Annotated in this window: 14 protein-coding genes; 13 read left to right on the top strand and 1 reads right to left on the bottom strand. The window is 38.9% G+C overall.

The genetic code is table 11. The annotated features are described in order from the left end of the window. Positions 1–110: 110 nt before the first annotated feature. The 5 genes from AB2B47_RS01945 (at position 111) to AB2B47_RS01925 (ending at position 3,192) form a co-directional block, all read left to right on the top strand. A complete protein-coding gene (locus AB2B47_RS01945; protein WP_320693493.1) occupies positions 111–992 on the top strand; it encodes a diacylglycerol/lipid kinase family protein in 882 nt (293 codons plus the stop codon). A gap of 44 nt (positions 993–1,036) precedes the next feature. Continuing rightward, positions 1,037–1,555 carry an RDD family protein gene (locus AB2B47_RS01940; protein ID WP_414170397.1) on the top strand — a complete coding sequence of 173 codons (519 nt, stop codon included), beginning with the start codon at positions 1,037–1,039 and terminating at the stop codon, positions 1,553–1,555. A gap of 240 nt (positions 1,556–1,795) precedes the next feature. Beyond that, entirely contained in the window at positions 1,796–2,680 is an 885-nt protein-coding gene (locus AB2B47_RS01935; RefSeq protein WP_006151692.1) for a DUF4300 family protein, read from the top strand. A gap of 13 nt (positions 2,681–2,693) precedes the next feature. After that, on the top strand, positions 2,694–2,876 hold the full coding sequence (locus AB2B47_RS01930) for a hypothetical protein (protein WP_006151907.1): 183 nt from the start codon (positions 2,694–2,696) through the stop codon (positions 2,874–2,876). Positions 2,877–2,880: 4 nt separating this feature from the next. Next, positions 2,881–3,192: a hypothetical protein gene (locus AB2B47_RS01925; RefSeq protein WP_320693491.1), complete on the top strand. Its 312-nt coding sequence runs from the start codon at positions 2,881–2,883 to the stop codon at positions 3,190–3,192. A 61-nt stretch (positions 3,193–3,253) separates the two neighbouring features. Here the strand turns inward: AB2B47_RS01925 and AB2B47_RS01920 are convergent, their stop codons facing one another. Next, positions 3,254–4,273 (bottom strand): hypothetical protein, encoded by a 1,020-nt coding sequence (locus tag AB2B47_RS01920; RefSeq protein ID WP_320693490.1) that lies wholly within the window; start codon positions 4,271–4,273, stop codon positions 3,254–3,256. Between the two features lie 250 nt (positions 4,274–4,523). On the opposite strand from AB2B47_RS01920, the gene AB2B47_RS01915 reads away from it, so the two are divergent. The 8 genes from AB2B47_RS01915 to AB2B47_RS01880 all read left to right on the top strand — a co-directional run bounded on the left by AB2B47_RS01915 (position 4,524) and on the right by AB2B47_RS01880 (position 14,390). Then, positions 4,524–5,540, top strand: a complete 1,017-nt coding sequence (locus AB2B47_RS01915) for a hypothetical protein (protein ID WP_320693489.1) — start codon at positions 4,524–4,526, stop codon at positions 5,538–5,540. A 584-nt stretch (positions 5,541–6,124) separates the two neighbouring features. Further along, entirely contained in the window at positions 6,125–7,579 is a 1,455-nt protein-coding gene (locus AB2B47_RS01910; RefSeq protein WP_223333113.1) for an aminotransferase class I/II-fold pyridoxal phosphate-dependent enzyme, read from the top strand. Beyond that, entirely contained in the window at positions 7,580–8,440 is an 861-nt protein-coding gene (gene speE, locus AB2B47_RS01905) for a polyamine aminopropyltransferase (protein WP_251936267.1), read from the top strand. It abuts the gene before it with no gap. Continuing rightward, entirely contained in the window at positions 8,437–9,696 is a 1,260-nt protein-coding gene (locus tag AB2B47_RS01900) for a saccharopine dehydrogenase family protein (RefSeq protein WP_320693488.1), read from the top strand. The genes speE and AB2B47_RS01900 overlap by 4 nt, the downstream gene beginning before the upstream one ends. Next, complete coding sequence (gene nspC / locus AB2B47_RS01895; RefSeq protein WP_320693487.1) at positions 9,696–10,823, top strand: carboxynorspermidine decarboxylase; 1,128 nt, start codon at positions 9,696–9,698, stop codon at positions 10,821–10,823. The genes AB2B47_RS01900 and nspC overlap by 1 nt, the downstream gene beginning before the upstream one ends. Further along, on the top strand, positions 10,820–11,905 hold the full coding sequence (aguA, locus tag AB2B47_RS01890; RefSeq protein ID WP_320693486.1) for an agmatine deiminase: 1,086 nt from the start codon (positions 10,820–10,822) through the stop codon (positions 11,903–11,905). The genes nspC and aguA overlap by 4 nt, the downstream gene beginning before the upstream one ends. A gap of 9 nt (positions 11,906–11,914) precedes the next feature. Then, positions 11,915–12,790: an N-carbamoylputrescine amidase gene (aguB, locus tag AB2B47_RS01885; protein ID WP_320693485.1), complete on the top strand. Its 876-nt coding sequence runs from the start codon at positions 11,915–11,917 to the stop codon at positions 12,788–12,790. A gap of 142 nt (positions 12,791–12,932) precedes the next feature. Then, positions 12,933–14,390 (top strand): type I restriction-modification system subunit M, encoded by a 1,458-nt coding sequence (locus tag AB2B47_RS01880; RefSeq protein ID WP_320693484.1) that lies wholly within the window; start codon positions 12,933–12,935, stop codon positions 14,388–14,390. The last annotated feature ends 7 nt before the right edge of the window (positions 14,391–14,397 follow it).

The raw sequence follows: 14,397 nt of genomic DNA, 5'->3' as shown, positions 1-14,397 counted from the left end.
TTTAGTAAGTTATTGTATTTACTCCTCCAAGCTTATAGATGGAGTTTCAATAGTACAAATGTTATAATCAGTTACTAGAATTTTTGCGATATCTTTAAGGAGAATTATAAATGAAAAAAATTATGGTAATCATCAATCCAACCTCTGGTGGCGAAAAAGCTTTGGATTATAAGGTGAAACTGGAGAATAAAGCTAGAGATTATTTTGAAGATGTGGAAATTAAAATTACGGAGAAAGCGCAAGACGCCACAAACTTTGCTGAAGAAGCTTCTCGTGAGCACTATGATGCTGTTCTTGTTTTTGGTGGTGATGGGACTGTCAATGAAGTAATCTCTGGTATCGCGGAAAAAGACTACATTCCTAAACTTGCGATTATCCCAGGAGGAACTGGAAATCTTATCACCAAACTATTAGAAATTAATCAAGATATTGATGGTGCCATTGACGAACTCGATTTCAATTCTACCAATAAGATTGATATCGGAAAATCAAATGGGCACTATTTCGGATACATTTTTAGTATTGGTTCACTGCCAGAAGCTATCCACAACGTTGGGATAGAAGATAAAACAAAGTTTGGTATGCTCGCCTATGCCATTAATACCATGAAATCTGTCGTTACAGATCAAGCATTTAACATTAGAGTTGAAACAGAAAATGGAAATTATATTGGCCCGGCCAGTCATGTCTTGGTTCTCCTTACTAATTATTTCGCTGACAAAAAAATCTTTGACGAAGACAAGGATGGTTATGCAAATATTTTGATTCTAAAAGATGCCTCAATCCTCACTAAATTGTCAATTATCCCTGATTTATTAAAAGGTGATGTTGTCGTGAATGAGAATATCGAGTATATCAAAGCCCGTCATATAAAAATTTCTTCAGATGCTGCATTAGAAACGGATGTTGACGGCGACAAATCGGATGACCTTCCAGTAGAAATCAAGGTACTAGGTCAGCATATCGAAGTCTATTCTCAACCGAAAGAATAATAAATTTTTGGAAAGAATAGTTGATAATATAGGAGGCGATGGTAATGAAGATTTTAGCAATTAATCCTATTTCATTTAAAAAAAGAATGATTGAATTACTATTTGATTATCTTTTCATTCTAGCTTATTTAGTGCTTCTGTTTTTAGGTTCTATGTTTATTTACATTATTTTTTTTAATGGCATCCCAGAGTTTACAGAAATTCAGTCGCAGTGTCTTGTATTTTTCACCTCTGTTTTGCCAATCACACTCCTTTTCACATTCTTAGATTATACAAAAAATGGCAGTTTTGGGAAGGCGAAAGCAGGACTCCAATTGATCTACAAGAAAAAAACAGTGCAAGCTAGCTTGATTAGAAACACCATTAAATTTTTACCTTGGCAAATAGGTCATATGGGCACAATTCATGGTTTCTATAGTGAGTTTGATTTATTATCTATTATCCTCTCGTTTTTTGCTACTCTTCTCGCAGTTGCCTTACTAGCAATGATGGTTTTCAGGAAAGATAAGAGGCATCTAGGTGATCTGTTAGCCCATACGCAAGTCCAGCTAAAAGCTGGCTAAAATTAAATATTTTGTAGATATTTCAGTTATTAGGGAGCTAGCTGTGTGCCAGCTTCCTTTTTTATAGATTAAAATCTTTTACATTCAGCAAAAAATGCTTGGAGTTGTCATTAATTTGAACTATAATATAGGAGAGAGGACTCAACATAAAAAATAAATCAATTTACCATACACTATCAGATAACAAAATCATGATTCAGTTTTTAAAAGTATACAAGAAAAAAGAGAAGGAAGCGTTTTATGAAAGTTTCTAAGAAATTAATTCTAGTAAGCAGCTGTGCTTTAGCCATCTTTACTTTAGTTGCCTGTGGTACAAGCCAAAACCAAACCATGGAAAAACAGGATAAAACAACTATTCAGCAGGATAAGACAAATAAAGAGAACTACAAAGGAACCTATAGCAATCTCAATAGCAAAGAAAGTGTAGAAGAAGTTCGAAAAGCCTTGGCTGCACATTTGGATAAAGAAAGTGTTGATGCATTTTTCAACCTAGTAAATGATTATAACGCCACTGTTGGTTCAGTAGGCTTAACTGGGGATTTTTCTACATTTACCAAAACAAACTATGATGTTGAAAAGATAAGCAATCTATGGACACCCAAAAAAGGTGATTTTGTTGGTACCAACTGCCGTATTAACAGTTATTGTTTATTGAAAAATTCTATCGAAATCCCTAAGTTAGAGAAAGATGATTCTCTCTTGTTTGTCGATAATGATGCCATTAATAAAGGAAAAGTTTTTGGTGCGGAAGACAAGGATGCTTTTGATATTTTATTTTCAAGAGTCAAGACCGAAGCAACGACAGATGTGAAGGTTCATGCTGCAAAGATGGAACAATTCCTTTCAAAATTCAAGTTTAATGAAAATGCAAGAATGCTCTCCGTAGTAGTCCATGATGACTTGGATGGGCAATCCCTCTTTATTGGCCATGTCGGGATCCTGGTGCCGAGCGAGGACGGCTATCTCTTTGTTGAAAAGTTAACCTTTGAGGAGCCTTATCAAGCCATCAAATTTGCGACCAAGGAAGATTGTTACAAATATCTAGATACAAAATACGAAAACTATACAGGCGAAGGTTTAGCGAAGCCATTTATTATGGATAATGATAAGTGGGTTCAATTTTAAGGGAGTAGACATTATGGATGCATTGTTTGGACTGATAGTCTTATTTCTGATAGGGGTATGGGCTGTTTGGGTTATCAAAGGAAACCAGCAGAGCCCAAGAAAAAATGAACGATTTATTGGGTATATCAATAAATACGATAGTGATGGAGAACCTTACCAAGCTGAGATTTGGGAAGTCAGTGAAGATGAGGAGTAGACATATGGAATTACAAGATTTTACGAAACAAGAACAAGAAATGATTAAAAAGGGATTAACTTTCTCTAAACTGAGCGATAAGGGAACAACCGATAAGATTATCGCGCTAATCCCTCAAGAATACATTAAGCGTATCCCGTTTTTTGTTAGGAAACATGCGATTACACGTACGATTAAGAGAATTTCATTTGAATATCCGGAATTGTACGCTGTTGCTGAACAAGAAGGTCAACTTCCAGAAAAAGAAGCTCAAGAATTACGCCAAATTCTTATAGATATTTTCCAAGAAAAAATGAATAAGCATAAAATCAAGTAGGAGCGCCTAAACGCTCATCTATTTGATTATATGCTTACTAATGACTAAAGCTAACACTCCATCATTCCCACATGCTATGCTGGGCTCTGACTCCATAGCTATCAATCGAACCATCTGAATTGAACTTGGATTCAATACGGTATCTTTTCCAGAGGTCGTAATCTGCTGTTTGGATGGTTAGGATAAAGTTGGTATCTTTATCAGAGACATTATAATCAGCTGGATTGACTTCAAAGATATCGATTAATTTTCGTGTTTGAAAATCTTGGAGCTTGAGATTTGCTAGCTTGACATGATTGATGGAAATTTCTTCTAGTTGCTTGCTATCCTTAGGTGTTCTGTAATAGGTGATGACGCAGTTTTTGAGCTGATCAGTATCTTTACCTGTGGGAGTAAGGCTCATAAAGCCGTAGGACTGATTATCTCGCTTGACTTCGAGAAGCTGACCGTAGTAGAAGTGGTCGTTTTTGGGATTGGTGATGGGACTCTCTGGACTTTTATCTTCGAAGCTAAAGCCTTGGTCCAAAAGCTCGGAAGCCTTGCTCTCACCGATAATGACAGTGGTATCTTGAATAGTTACTGGAACAGGTTGAGCCGGAAGACCACTCATCATCATGCAAAACATAAATACATAACTCGTTAAAAAAGCTGTCCCGATAAAAGCGTTGGTTGATGCATAGACATGACTGTTTTGAAAGTTTTTTCTTATAGCCAGTACAACAAATTTGCCAATACTTTTTAAAACCATACTAACAATTACGATAAAAAATTGTTTTTTCAAACATTCATAAATGGCTTGAGGAAAGCTATTACCATGATAGTAGAAGACAGCCAATACGAGTAGATTTACGATTAAATAGCTTAGCAAGAACCAATGAATCTCTTTAAGGGCATTAGCATCAGTGATTTCTTCATAGTCAACGTGAATTCTTCCTTGAATAGCATGGCCAAGTTTATAAATCCATTTGGGAATGTCTTTGCCTTTTTTAACCGCAACTACAAGTCTAATATAGAGATAGATAGTAAAGCACAAGGATAGAAAGAAAAGAGTATAAAATCCTAAAACAATAGTGGTGAGCATGACTACTTCCCCCGTTTTTCAATTGCTAGAGAACAATTTAGTTAGCTCCATTATAGCACTTTCTAGGGAAATAGAGCTAGAAATATCAGCAGTTTCCTTAAAGATAAAAAGATGAGAATCATTGCCATTTAAGCTTTACCGATTGTGCTGATAGAAGGCTGCCCCTTCTTCTTAATGGTTTTATTGTTTGGGAATTGGGAATTAAAGAGAAAGATAAGATTTGAGAGAGAACATAAAGGAGTAGAGAGCCATGGGTAGAACGGTGATCATAGGTACTTTAATAGTTTTTACAATCTTTAATTTGCTACTCGGTCTGGGTTTTTATCTCTTTCTAAAAAAGAGGAAAGAGAATGGGCAGTCATTGTACGAAACTCCTGTAAATCAACAAACTCGAACAGAAAAAATGGGTTTAGGAGAGATATTGGTCTACCTGTCCCTGATTGCAATTGCAGGACTCTTTGCTTTTCAGACCTTAAATAGAGGTGGTGTTGGGAATTCTATTTTAGCCAAAATGATCCTCCTCCCTGCTATAATGGCCCTTTTCAATGCAAGAAAAAGGACTGGAAAGTCATTACTTGCCCTCCTTATAACCTTTATGGTCTTTCTAGTAGGAGTTATGTTTAATCTCACGATTGGTTTGCCACCTCAAGCACCAATTTTGCAAATTAATGAAAGTAAAATCACGTTAGCAGAAACCAAAGCAAGCGATCTGATGGAAGCTGGATTTGATATCTATGTAAGACAAGGTGATGGTGGTAGCGACTATGAAGACCTCCTGACAAATGGCAATTTCCAAAAGTATTCAGGAGATAAATCAGTCACTATCGAAAAAGGCTTTAGACTTGATAGCAATGCTGTTCCCTACGCTCCCTATCTCTTTGCAAAAGATGGCATAGTACTGGGCAGTATTTCCTTTTACGGGGCAGAAGATAAGGACGTGGTTTTAGAAGATTCTAAGGTTATTCAAATTCGATTTAATAAGGACAGTATTGAAGAAGCAAAGAAACATTCTATCGCTTTCAAGTTAGATGAACTCGACTTGACTAGTCGACTGGACCTTCCTCTTGTTAAAGAAACTTTCAAAAAGCATCTATGGTCAATCCCCCCATCAAATACAAGTGATGTCACTCAATTGTGGTATGGATTACAGTGGTCAAGTAACAGTGACTCTCTATTTTGGAATGAGTATTATAGTCTTATCCATCTAGATGAAAATTATTTGATGACTGATTTTGAACTAGCTGCCAAAGTTGCGCGTGATGAGTAAGTACGATTTTGAATAGTTGAATTTGCTTATGACTATCTATAGGAATTAATTTATTTAGTTCCTTTTTTTGTTTTTGATTTAAATGTAAAACGATTTCTATTTTGAAATTAAATAAATTTTACGAACAAAACATAAATTTTTTACAAAAAAGTACTTTACAAGCTAGTCAAAACATGTTATAGTAATGAAGCTTAGAAAATGAGATGATGTTTTCTAGCAAATATAAACCCGAGTAAAAAATGCCTACGGACAGGCAGGGTTGAATGCCGAAGCGTGGTTGAAAAGCCACATTATTGATAGGGTTAAAAGCCTACTTTTATAAGTTGATGTTAGGACACTTGTCCTAATTCGTAAAGATTTGTTAGTGTGGTGAAAGCACACGTCATCTTGTGAAACGATCAATAAAGTACGTAATATTTGCTACTAGAGAGTTAGGAAACATCAGGAACAGACATACTCAAAAGAAACAAACATAAACACGTCAGTAGATTGTAGAGCAGGTGCCAACCTGCTCTTTTTTCATAAGTATCCTTTAGAGCCTTACATAAGGTGAAAAAACTATGATAAAGGAGTATGTCTCTATAATGTTAAATCAAAACCAAGCTCCAATTTATGAGGGATTGGTCAAGTTACGAAAAAAAAGAATTGTACCTTTCGATGTACCAGGTCATAAACGTGGCCGCGGGAATCCGGAATTAGTGGAACTTTTAGGGGAAAAATGCGTTGGTATTGATGTCAATTCTATGAAGCCATTGGACAATCTAGGACATCCTATTTCGATTATTAGAGAAGCGGAAGAGCTAGCAGCAGAAGCTTTTGGTGCTGCTCATGCCTTTTTAATGATCGGTGGGACAACTTCATCCGTGCAGACCATGATTCTTTCTACCTGTAAATCAGGTGACAAAATCATCCTTCCTCGAAATGTCCATAAATCAGCTATTAATGCTCTCGTTTTATGCGGGGCTATTCCCATCTATATCGAGATGAGTGTGGATCCAAAAATTGGTATTGCTTTGGGGCTTGAAAATGAGCGTGTTGCCCAAGCAATCAAGGAACATCCGGATGCCAAGGCTATACTCATTAACAATCCAACCTATTATGGGATTTGTTCAGATCTTAAGGGTTTAACAGAGATGGCACACGCAGCGGGAATGAAAGTCTTAGTAGACGAGGCGCACGGCGCTCATCTGCACTTTACAGATAAACTTCCTCTGTCTGCTATGGACGCAGGAGCAGATATGTCAGCTGTATCCATGCATAAGTCCGGTGGCAGCTTGACTCAAAGTTCCCTTCTTTTGGTTGGCAATCAGATGAATCCTGAGTACGTACGCCAGATTATTAATCTGACACAGTCAACATCAGCATCCTACTTGCTAATGGCTAGTCTAGATGTTTCTCGTAGAAACCTAGCCCTTCGTGGTAAGGAGTCCTTTGAAAAGGTCATTGAGCTATCTGAGTACGCACGTCGTGAAATCAATGCCATCGGTGGCTACTATGCCTACTCAAAAGAACTAGTAGATGGTGTATCAGTTTGTGATTTTGATGTAACCAAGCTGTCAGTTTACACTCAGGGGATTGGTCTAACAGGGATTGAAGTTTATGATCTCTTACGAGATGAATATGACATTCAGATTGAGTTTGGTGATATCGGAAATATCTTGGCCTACATTTCAATTGGTGACCGTATCCAAGACATTGAACGCTTGGTCGGTGCTTTGGCTGATATCAAGAGACTATACTCGCGAGATGGGAAGGACTTGATTGCTGGAGAATATATCCAACCAGAGTTGGTGCTGTCTCCTCAGGAAGCCTTCTATGCAGATAGAAGAAGCTTAACATTAGACGAGTCCGTTGGCCAGGTCTGTGGGGAATTTGTCATGTGCTATCCTCCAGGTATTCCAATCCTAGCGCCAGGTGAACGGATTACACGAGAAATTGTCGATTATATACAATTCGCTAAAGAACGTGGTTGTTCCCTCCAAGGAACGGAAGATCCAGAGGTCAATCATATCAACGTCATTGAAAGAAAGGAGAACTAGATGGATTTATGGTTTTCTGAAGTTCATACTCCAGATGTCAAGTTAACAATGAGAACAGCCAAACAGCTTTATTCTGGTCAAAGTGAATGGCAGGATATCGAAGTATTAGATACACCAGCTTTTGGGAAAGTGTTAATTTTAAATGGGCATGTCTTGTTTTCAGATGCAGATGATTTTGTCTACAACGAAATGACAGTTCACGTTCCCATGGCTGTCCATCCCAATCCAAAGAAAGTCTTGGTTATTGGGGGTGGTGACGGTGGTGTTGCCCAAGTATTAACTCTCTATCCTGAATTGGAACAAATCGATATTGTAGAACCAGATGAGATGCTGGTTGAGGTTTGTCGAGAATATTTCCCAGATTTTGCTGCAGGACTTGATGACCCTCGCGTCACCATTTACTACCAAAATGGACTGAGATTTTTGAGAAACTGTGAAGATGATTACGACATCATCATCAACGATGCGACAGATCCATTTGGCCATACGGAAGGGCTCTTTACCAAGGAATTTTATGGTAACAGCTATAGAGCTCTCAAAGAGGACGGAATCATGATCTATCAGCATGGTAGTCCTTTCTTTGACGAAGATGAGTCAGCATGCCGAAGCATGCACCGCAAGGTCAATCAAGCCTTTCCAATCAGTCGAGTTTATCAGGCACATATACCTACCAGTCCTGCAGGCTATTGGTTATTTGGGTTTGCATCGAAAAAATATCACCCTGTCAAAGATTTTGACAAGGAAGGCTGGAAAAAACGCCAGTTATTTACGGAATATTACACTGCAAACTTGCATATTGGTGCCTTTATGTTGCCTAAGTATGTAGAAGACATTTTAGAAGAAGAGGAAGGAAAAAAATGAGTCGTTTATTAGTTATTGGATGTGGGGGAGTTGCCCAAGTTGCTATTTCAAAGATTTGCCAAGATAGCGAAACGTTTAAAGAGATTATGATTGCTAGCCGTACAAAGTCAAAATGCGATGATTTGAAGGCTAAATTAGAAGGCAAAACAAATACTAAGATTGAGACAGCTGCTCTTGATGCTGACAAGGTAGAAGAAGTGATTGCCTTGATCGAAAGCTACAAACCAGAAGCTGTTTTGAACGTAGCTTTGCCTTATCAAGACTTGACTATTATGGATGCTTGTTTGGCAACAGGTGTCCACTATATCGATACTGCCAACTATGAGGCCGAGGATACAGAAGACCCTGAATGGCGTGCTATTTATGAGAAACGTTGCAAAGAACTTGGTTTTACAGCTTACTTTGACTACTCATGGCAATGGGCTTATCAAGAAAAATTCAAGGAAGCAGGATTGACAGCTCTTCTAGGTTCTGGTTTTGACCCAGGTGTTACCAGCGTTTTTTCAGCTTATGCACTCAAACATTACTTTGACGAAATCCACTATATCGATATTTTAGACTGTAATGGTGGTGACCACGGTTATCCATTTGCAACAAACTTCAACCCAGAAATCAACTTGCGTGAAGTTTCTGCACCAGGTTCTTACTGGGAAGATGGAAAATGGGTAGAAGTCGAAGCTATGTCTATCAAACGTGAGTATGATTTCCCTCAAGTTGGTCAAAAAGACATGTATCTCCTCCACCATGAAGAAATCGAATCATTAGCAAAAAATATTCCAGGAGTTAAACGCATTCGCTTCTTTATGACTTTTGGCCAATCTTATCTAACGCATATGAAATGCTTGGAAAACGTTGGGCTCCTTCGTACAGATGCTATTAATTTTAACGGACAAGAAATCGTACCAATCCAATTCTTGAAAGCCTTGCTTCCAGATCCTGCAAGCCTTGGACCACGTACTGTTGGTAAAACTAATATTGGATGTATCTTTACTGGTGTCAAAGATGGAGTTGAAAAGACCATCTACATCTACAATGTTTGCGACCATCAGGAGTGCTATGCAGAGGTTGGTTCACAAGCCATTTCTTACACAACAGGTGTTCCTGCCATGATTGGGACAAAATTAGTGATGGATGGTACATGGAAACAGCCTGGAGTTTATAACCTTGAAGAATTGGATCCAGACCCATTCATGGAAGCTTTAAATAAATACGGTTTGCCATGGGTTGTGGTTGAAAATCCAGAAATGGTGGACTAATGAAGTTAGAACAAGTACCAACGCCAGCTTATGTCATAGATTTAGCAAAACTAGAAGAAAATTGTAGCATTCTGCACCAGGTTCAAGAAAAAACCGGCAGTAAGGTTCTACTAGCTCAAAAGGCTTATTCTCTCTATAAAACCTATCCCCTAATTAGCCAGTATCTATCAGGTACGACAGCTAGTGGACTCTATGAAGCGAAGTTAGCTAGAGAAGAGTTTCCGGGGGAAGTCCATGTATTTGCACCTGCTTTCAAGGAATCAGATATGGAAGAGCTACTGCAAATATCGGATCATATTGATTTTAACTCAGAGAGACAACTTCGAAAGTATGGTCAACGTTGTCGTGAGGCTGGTATCAGTGTGGGTCTACGCCTCAATCCTCAATGTTCAACGCAGGGTGACCACGCGCTTTATGATCCTTGTGCTCCTGGCTCTCGTTTTGGAGTGACTTCAGATAAGATACCAAGTGATTTATTGGAATTGGTTGACGGACTTCATTTTCATACCCTCTGTGAGCAAGGGGCAGATGATTTACAAACGACTTTGAAAGCAGTAGAAGAGCAGTTTGGAGCCTATTTGCATCAAGTTAAATGGCTCAATATGGGCGGTGGACACCACATCACAAGAGAAGACTACGATGTGGATTTGCTGATTTCTGAGATTAAACGCATTCGAGAAACTTATAACCTTGACGTCTATGTCGAACCAGGTGAAGCCATTGCCCTTAATGCGGGCTATCTAGCGACAGAAGTCTTGGATATTGTTGAAAACGGGATTGAAACCTTGGTGCTAGACGCCTCGGCAAGCTGCCATATGCCAGATGTTCTTGAGATGCCTTATCGCCCACCATTGAGAGATGGATTTGAAGCGCAAGAAAAACCTTATACTTATAGACTCTCTTCCAATACCTGCCTAACAGGGGATATTATTGGTGACTATAGCTTTGAGAATCCAGTTGAGATTGGAGATAGACTATATTTTGAAGACATGGCAATCTACTCTTTTGTTAAGAATAATACCTTTAACGGTATCGGGCTTCCAAGTTTGTATCTCATGGATAAAAAGGGTGAGTGCAGTCTAGTCAAAGCATTTGGCTACCAAGACTTTAAGGAGAGATTATCATGATGGACAGCCCAAAGAAATTAGGTTATCGTATGCCTGCAGAGTATGAACCCCATCATGGGACTCTCATGATATGGCCTACTCGACCAGGCTCTTGGACTTTTCAAGGAAAAGCTGCAAAAAAAGCTTTTACCCAGATTATCAAAACGATTGCTCAGGGGGAAACAGTCTACCTTTTAGTAGACCAGGACTATCTATCTGAAGCACAATCCTATCTTGGAGACAATGTTGTTTATCTAGATATTCAGACAAATGATGCCTGGGCACGTGATACTGGTCCAACTATTCTCCTCAATGATCAAAGGGAAAAGTTGGCGGTAGATTGGTCTTTCAATGCCTGGGGTGGTGCTGTTGATGGTCTCTACCAAGACTATGAAGCAGATGACCAAGTAGCCAGTCGTTTTGCAGAAGTCTTAGATATACCTGTTTATGATGCCAAACCATTTGTACTGGAAGGCGGAGCTATTCATAGTGACGGTCAAGGAACCATTCTTGTCACAGAAAGCTGTTTGCTCAGTCCTGGTCGTAATCCTCACCTGACTAAAGAGGAGATTGAAGAGAACTTACTAGAGAGTCTTGGTGCTGAAAAAGTTATCTGGTTGCCTTACGGTATTTATCAAGACGAGACAAATGAACACGTCGACAATGTTGCTGCCTTTGTTGGTCCTGCAGAGCTTGTTTTAGCTTGGACGGACGACCAAGATGATCCTCAGTATGCCATGTCTGCAGCAGATCTAGCTCTTTTAGAGAAGGAAACCGATGCAAAAGGCCGGAGTTTCACCATCCATAAACTTCCAATCCCAGCTATTCATCAAGTAGTTACAGAGGAGGATTTGCCGGGCTATACTTATGAAGAAGGCGAAGAGGAGCGTTATGCAGGTGAAAGACTAGCAGCTTCCTATGTGAATTTTTATGTCGCCAATAAATCTATCTTAGTGCCACAATTTCAGGATGTAAACGACCAAGTAGCCTTGGATATTCTGACTCAGTGTTTCCCAGACCGTGAAGTTGTCGGAATTCCTGCAAGAGATATTCTATTAGGTGGTGGAAATATCCACTGTATTACCCAACAAATTCCAGAATAGGAGAAAAAGATGAGAAATGTAACGGTTGCAGCCATTCAGATGCAATGCGCCAAGGATGTGGAAACCAATATCCAAACAGCTGAACGCCTAGTTCGACAAGCTGCTGAGCAAGGAGCCCAAATTATTCTCTTGCCTGAATTATTTGAACGTCCCTATTTCTGTCAGGAGCGTCAGTATGACTACTACCAGTATGCCCAGTCGGTGACAGAAAATACGGCCATTCAGCATTTTAAAGGAATTGCCAAGGAGCTAAAGGTCGTTTTACCGATCAGTTTCTATGAAAAAGATGGTAATGTCTTATACAATTCTATTGCTGTCATTGATGCAGATGGAGAAGTACTGGGCGTTTATCGCAAAACACATATACCAGACGACCATTATTATCAGGAGAAATTCTTCTTTACACCTGGAAACACAGGCTTCAAGGTCTGGGACACTCGCTATGCCAAGATTGGTATCGGGATCTGTTGGGATCAATGGTTCCCTGAAACAGCCCGTTGCCTTGCTTTAAATGGCGCAGAATTACTCTTTTATCCAACAGCCATTGGTTCGGAGCCTATTTTGGATACAGATAGTTGTGGTCATTGGCAACGTACCATGCAGGGACATGCAGCAGCAAATATTGTGCCAGTTATCGCGGCTAATCGTTATGGTTTAGAAGAAGTCACTCCTTGTGAAGAAAATGGGGGGCAAAGTTCCAGTCTAAACTTCTACGGTTCATCCTTTATGACCGATGAAACAGGAGCTATTTTAAGTCAAGCCGAACGACAAGATGAAGCAATCCTCTTAACCACTTATGACCTTGACAAGGGAGCAAATGAACGCCTGAACTGGGGTCTCTTTAGAGATAGAAGACCAGATATGTATAAAGATATTGTCAGATGAAAAAGCCTATCGTAGGCTTTTTTCTATACATACTATAATAATTTTTTGATAATGTCCTAGGATTCTGATAAAATGGGGTATAAGAAGTTTTAAAATTTTAAATGACAGTTTTTTAAAATTAAAACATTTTGAGAGGTAAAATATGATTACAGGCGAATTAAAGAATAAGATTGATCAGCTTTGGGAAATGCTATGGACAGAGGGGAATGCGAATCCTTTGACCAACATTGAGCAATTGACTTATCTTTTATTTATGAAGGATTTGGACAGAGTTGAACTTGGACGAGAAAATGATGCTGAATTTCTAGGTATTCCCTATGAGGGAATTTTCCCAAAAGATAAACCCGAATATCGTTGGTCAACCTTTAAGAACTTAGGAGATGCCCAAGAAGTTTATCGTCTGATGTCACAAGAGATTTTTCCATTTATTAAGAATCTGAAGGGGGATACTGACGATACAGCTTTTTCACGTTATATGCGTGAAGCGATTTTTCAAATCAATAAACCTGCTACCTTACAAAAGGCGATAGCTGCTCTGGATGAGTTACCTACGGATATAAAAGATATTGGAGACATCTACGAGTATCTATTGTCAAAATTATCTCAGGCAGGGGCAAATGGTCAATTTCGTACTCCTCGTCATATCATTGATATGATGGTTGAGCTAATGCAACCGACAATTAAGGATATTATTTCAGATCCTGCCATGGGGTCTGCAGGATTTTTAGTTTCTGCAAGTCGCTACCTAGACCGAAGAAAAGAAGAGTGGCAAACAAATATTGACAGTGTAAAGCATTTCCACAATACTATGTTTCATGGGAATGATACGGATACGACAATGTTGAGACTTGGTGCTATGAACATGATGCTCCATGGGGTTGAAAATCCCCAAATTTGCTATCTAGACTCACTATCTCAAGATAATGAAGAAGCTGATAAATATACTCTAGTTTTAGCCAATCCACCTTTCAAAGGATCTCTTGATTATGATTCAACCTCTGGAGATTTGTTGGCTACGATTAAGACTAAGAAGACAGAGTTGCTTTTCCTTGCCCTTTTCTTACGCACTTTGAAGCCAGGTGGACGTGCAGCTGTTATTGTACCGGACGGTGTCCTCTTTGGTTCCTCTAAAGCTCATAAAGGGATTCGTCAAGAAATCGTTGAGCATCATAAACTAGATGCAGTTATTTCGATGCCAAGTGGTGTTTTCAAGCCTTATGCAGGAGTTTCAACGGCTATCCTTATCTTCACTAAGACTGGAAATGGTGGGACGGATAAGGTTTGGTTTTACGATATGAAAGCAGACGGTCTGAGTTTAGATGATAAACGCCAGCCTATCAACGAAAATGATATTCCAGATATTATTCAACGATTCCATCGATTAGAGAAAGAAACAGATCGTAAGAGAACAGACCAGTCCTTCTTTGTTCCAGTTGATGAGATTAAGGAAAATGATTTTGATCTGTCTATCAACAAATACAAAGAAATTGAGTATGAAAAAGTTGAGTATGAACCAACAGAAGTCATCTTAAAGAAAATCAATGATCTAGAAAAAGAAATTCAAGCTGGCTTAGCAGAGTTAGAAGAATTACTAAAGTAGGGAGATG

The sequence above is a fragment of the Streptococcus wuxiensis genome (assembly GCF_040888245.1).
Lineage (GTDB): Bacteria > Bacillota > Bacilli > Lactobacillales > Streptococcaceae > Streptococcus > Streptococcus wuxiensis.
Note: the sequence above shows the minus strand (reverse complement) of the source record. Positions and strands in the feature narration are given on the sequence as shown.

Bases quoted from the DNA above. Each gene is read 5' to 3' on its own strand.
- AB2B47_RS01945 (WP_320693493.1), top strand. From the start codon at position 111: ATGAAAAAAATTATGGTAATCATCAATCCAACCTCTGGTGGCGAAAAA.
- AB2B47_RS01940 (WP_414170397.1), top strand. From the start codon at position 1,037: ATGAAGATTTTAGCAATTAATCCTATTTCATTTAAAAAAAGAATGATT.
- AB2B47_RS01935 (WP_006151692.1), top strand. From the start codon at position 1,796: ATGAAAGTTTCTAAGAAATTAATTCTAGTAAGCAGCTGTGCTTTAGCC.
- AB2B47_RS01930 (WP_006151907.1), top strand. From the start codon at position 2,694: ATGGATGCATTGTTTGGACTGATAGTCTTATTTCTGATAGGGGTATGG.
- AB2B47_RS01925 (WP_320693491.1), top strand. From the start codon at position 2,881: ATGGAATTACAAGATTTTACGAAACAAGAACAAGAAATGATTAAAAAG.
- AB2B47_RS01920 (WP_320693490.1), bottom strand. From the start codon at position 4,273: ATGCTCACCACTATTGTTTTAGGATTTTATACTCTTTTCTTTCTATCC.
- AB2B47_RS01915 (WP_320693489.1), top strand. From the start codon at position 4,524: ATGGGTAGAACGGTGATCATAGGTACTTTAATAGTTTTTACAATCTTT.
- AB2B47_RS01910 (WP_223333113.1), top strand. From the start codon at position 6,125: ATGTTAAATCAAAACCAAGCTCCAATTTATGAGGGATTGGTCAAGTTA.
- speE (WP_251936267.1), top strand. From the start codon at position 7,580: ATGGATTTATGGTTTTCTGAAGTTCATACTCCAGATGTCAAGTTAACA.
- AB2B47_RS01900 (WP_320693488.1), top strand. From the start codon at position 8,437: ATGAGTCGTTTATTAGTTATTGGATGTGGGGGAGTTGCCCAAGTTGCT.
- nspC (WP_320693487.1), top strand. From the start codon at position 9,696: ATGAAGTTAGAACAAGTACCAACGCCAGCTTATGTCATAGATTTAGCA.
- aguA (WP_320693486.1), top strand. From the start codon at position 10,820: ATGATGGACAGCCCAAAGAAATTAGGTTATCGTATGCCTGCAGAGTAT.
- aguB (WP_320693485.1), top strand. From the start codon at position 11,915: ATGAGAAATGTAACGGTTGCAGCCATTCAGATGCAATGCGCCAAGGAT.
- AB2B47_RS01880 (WP_320693484.1), top strand. From the start codon at position 12,933: ATGATTACAGGCGAATTAAAGAATAAGATTGATCAGCTTTGGGAAATG.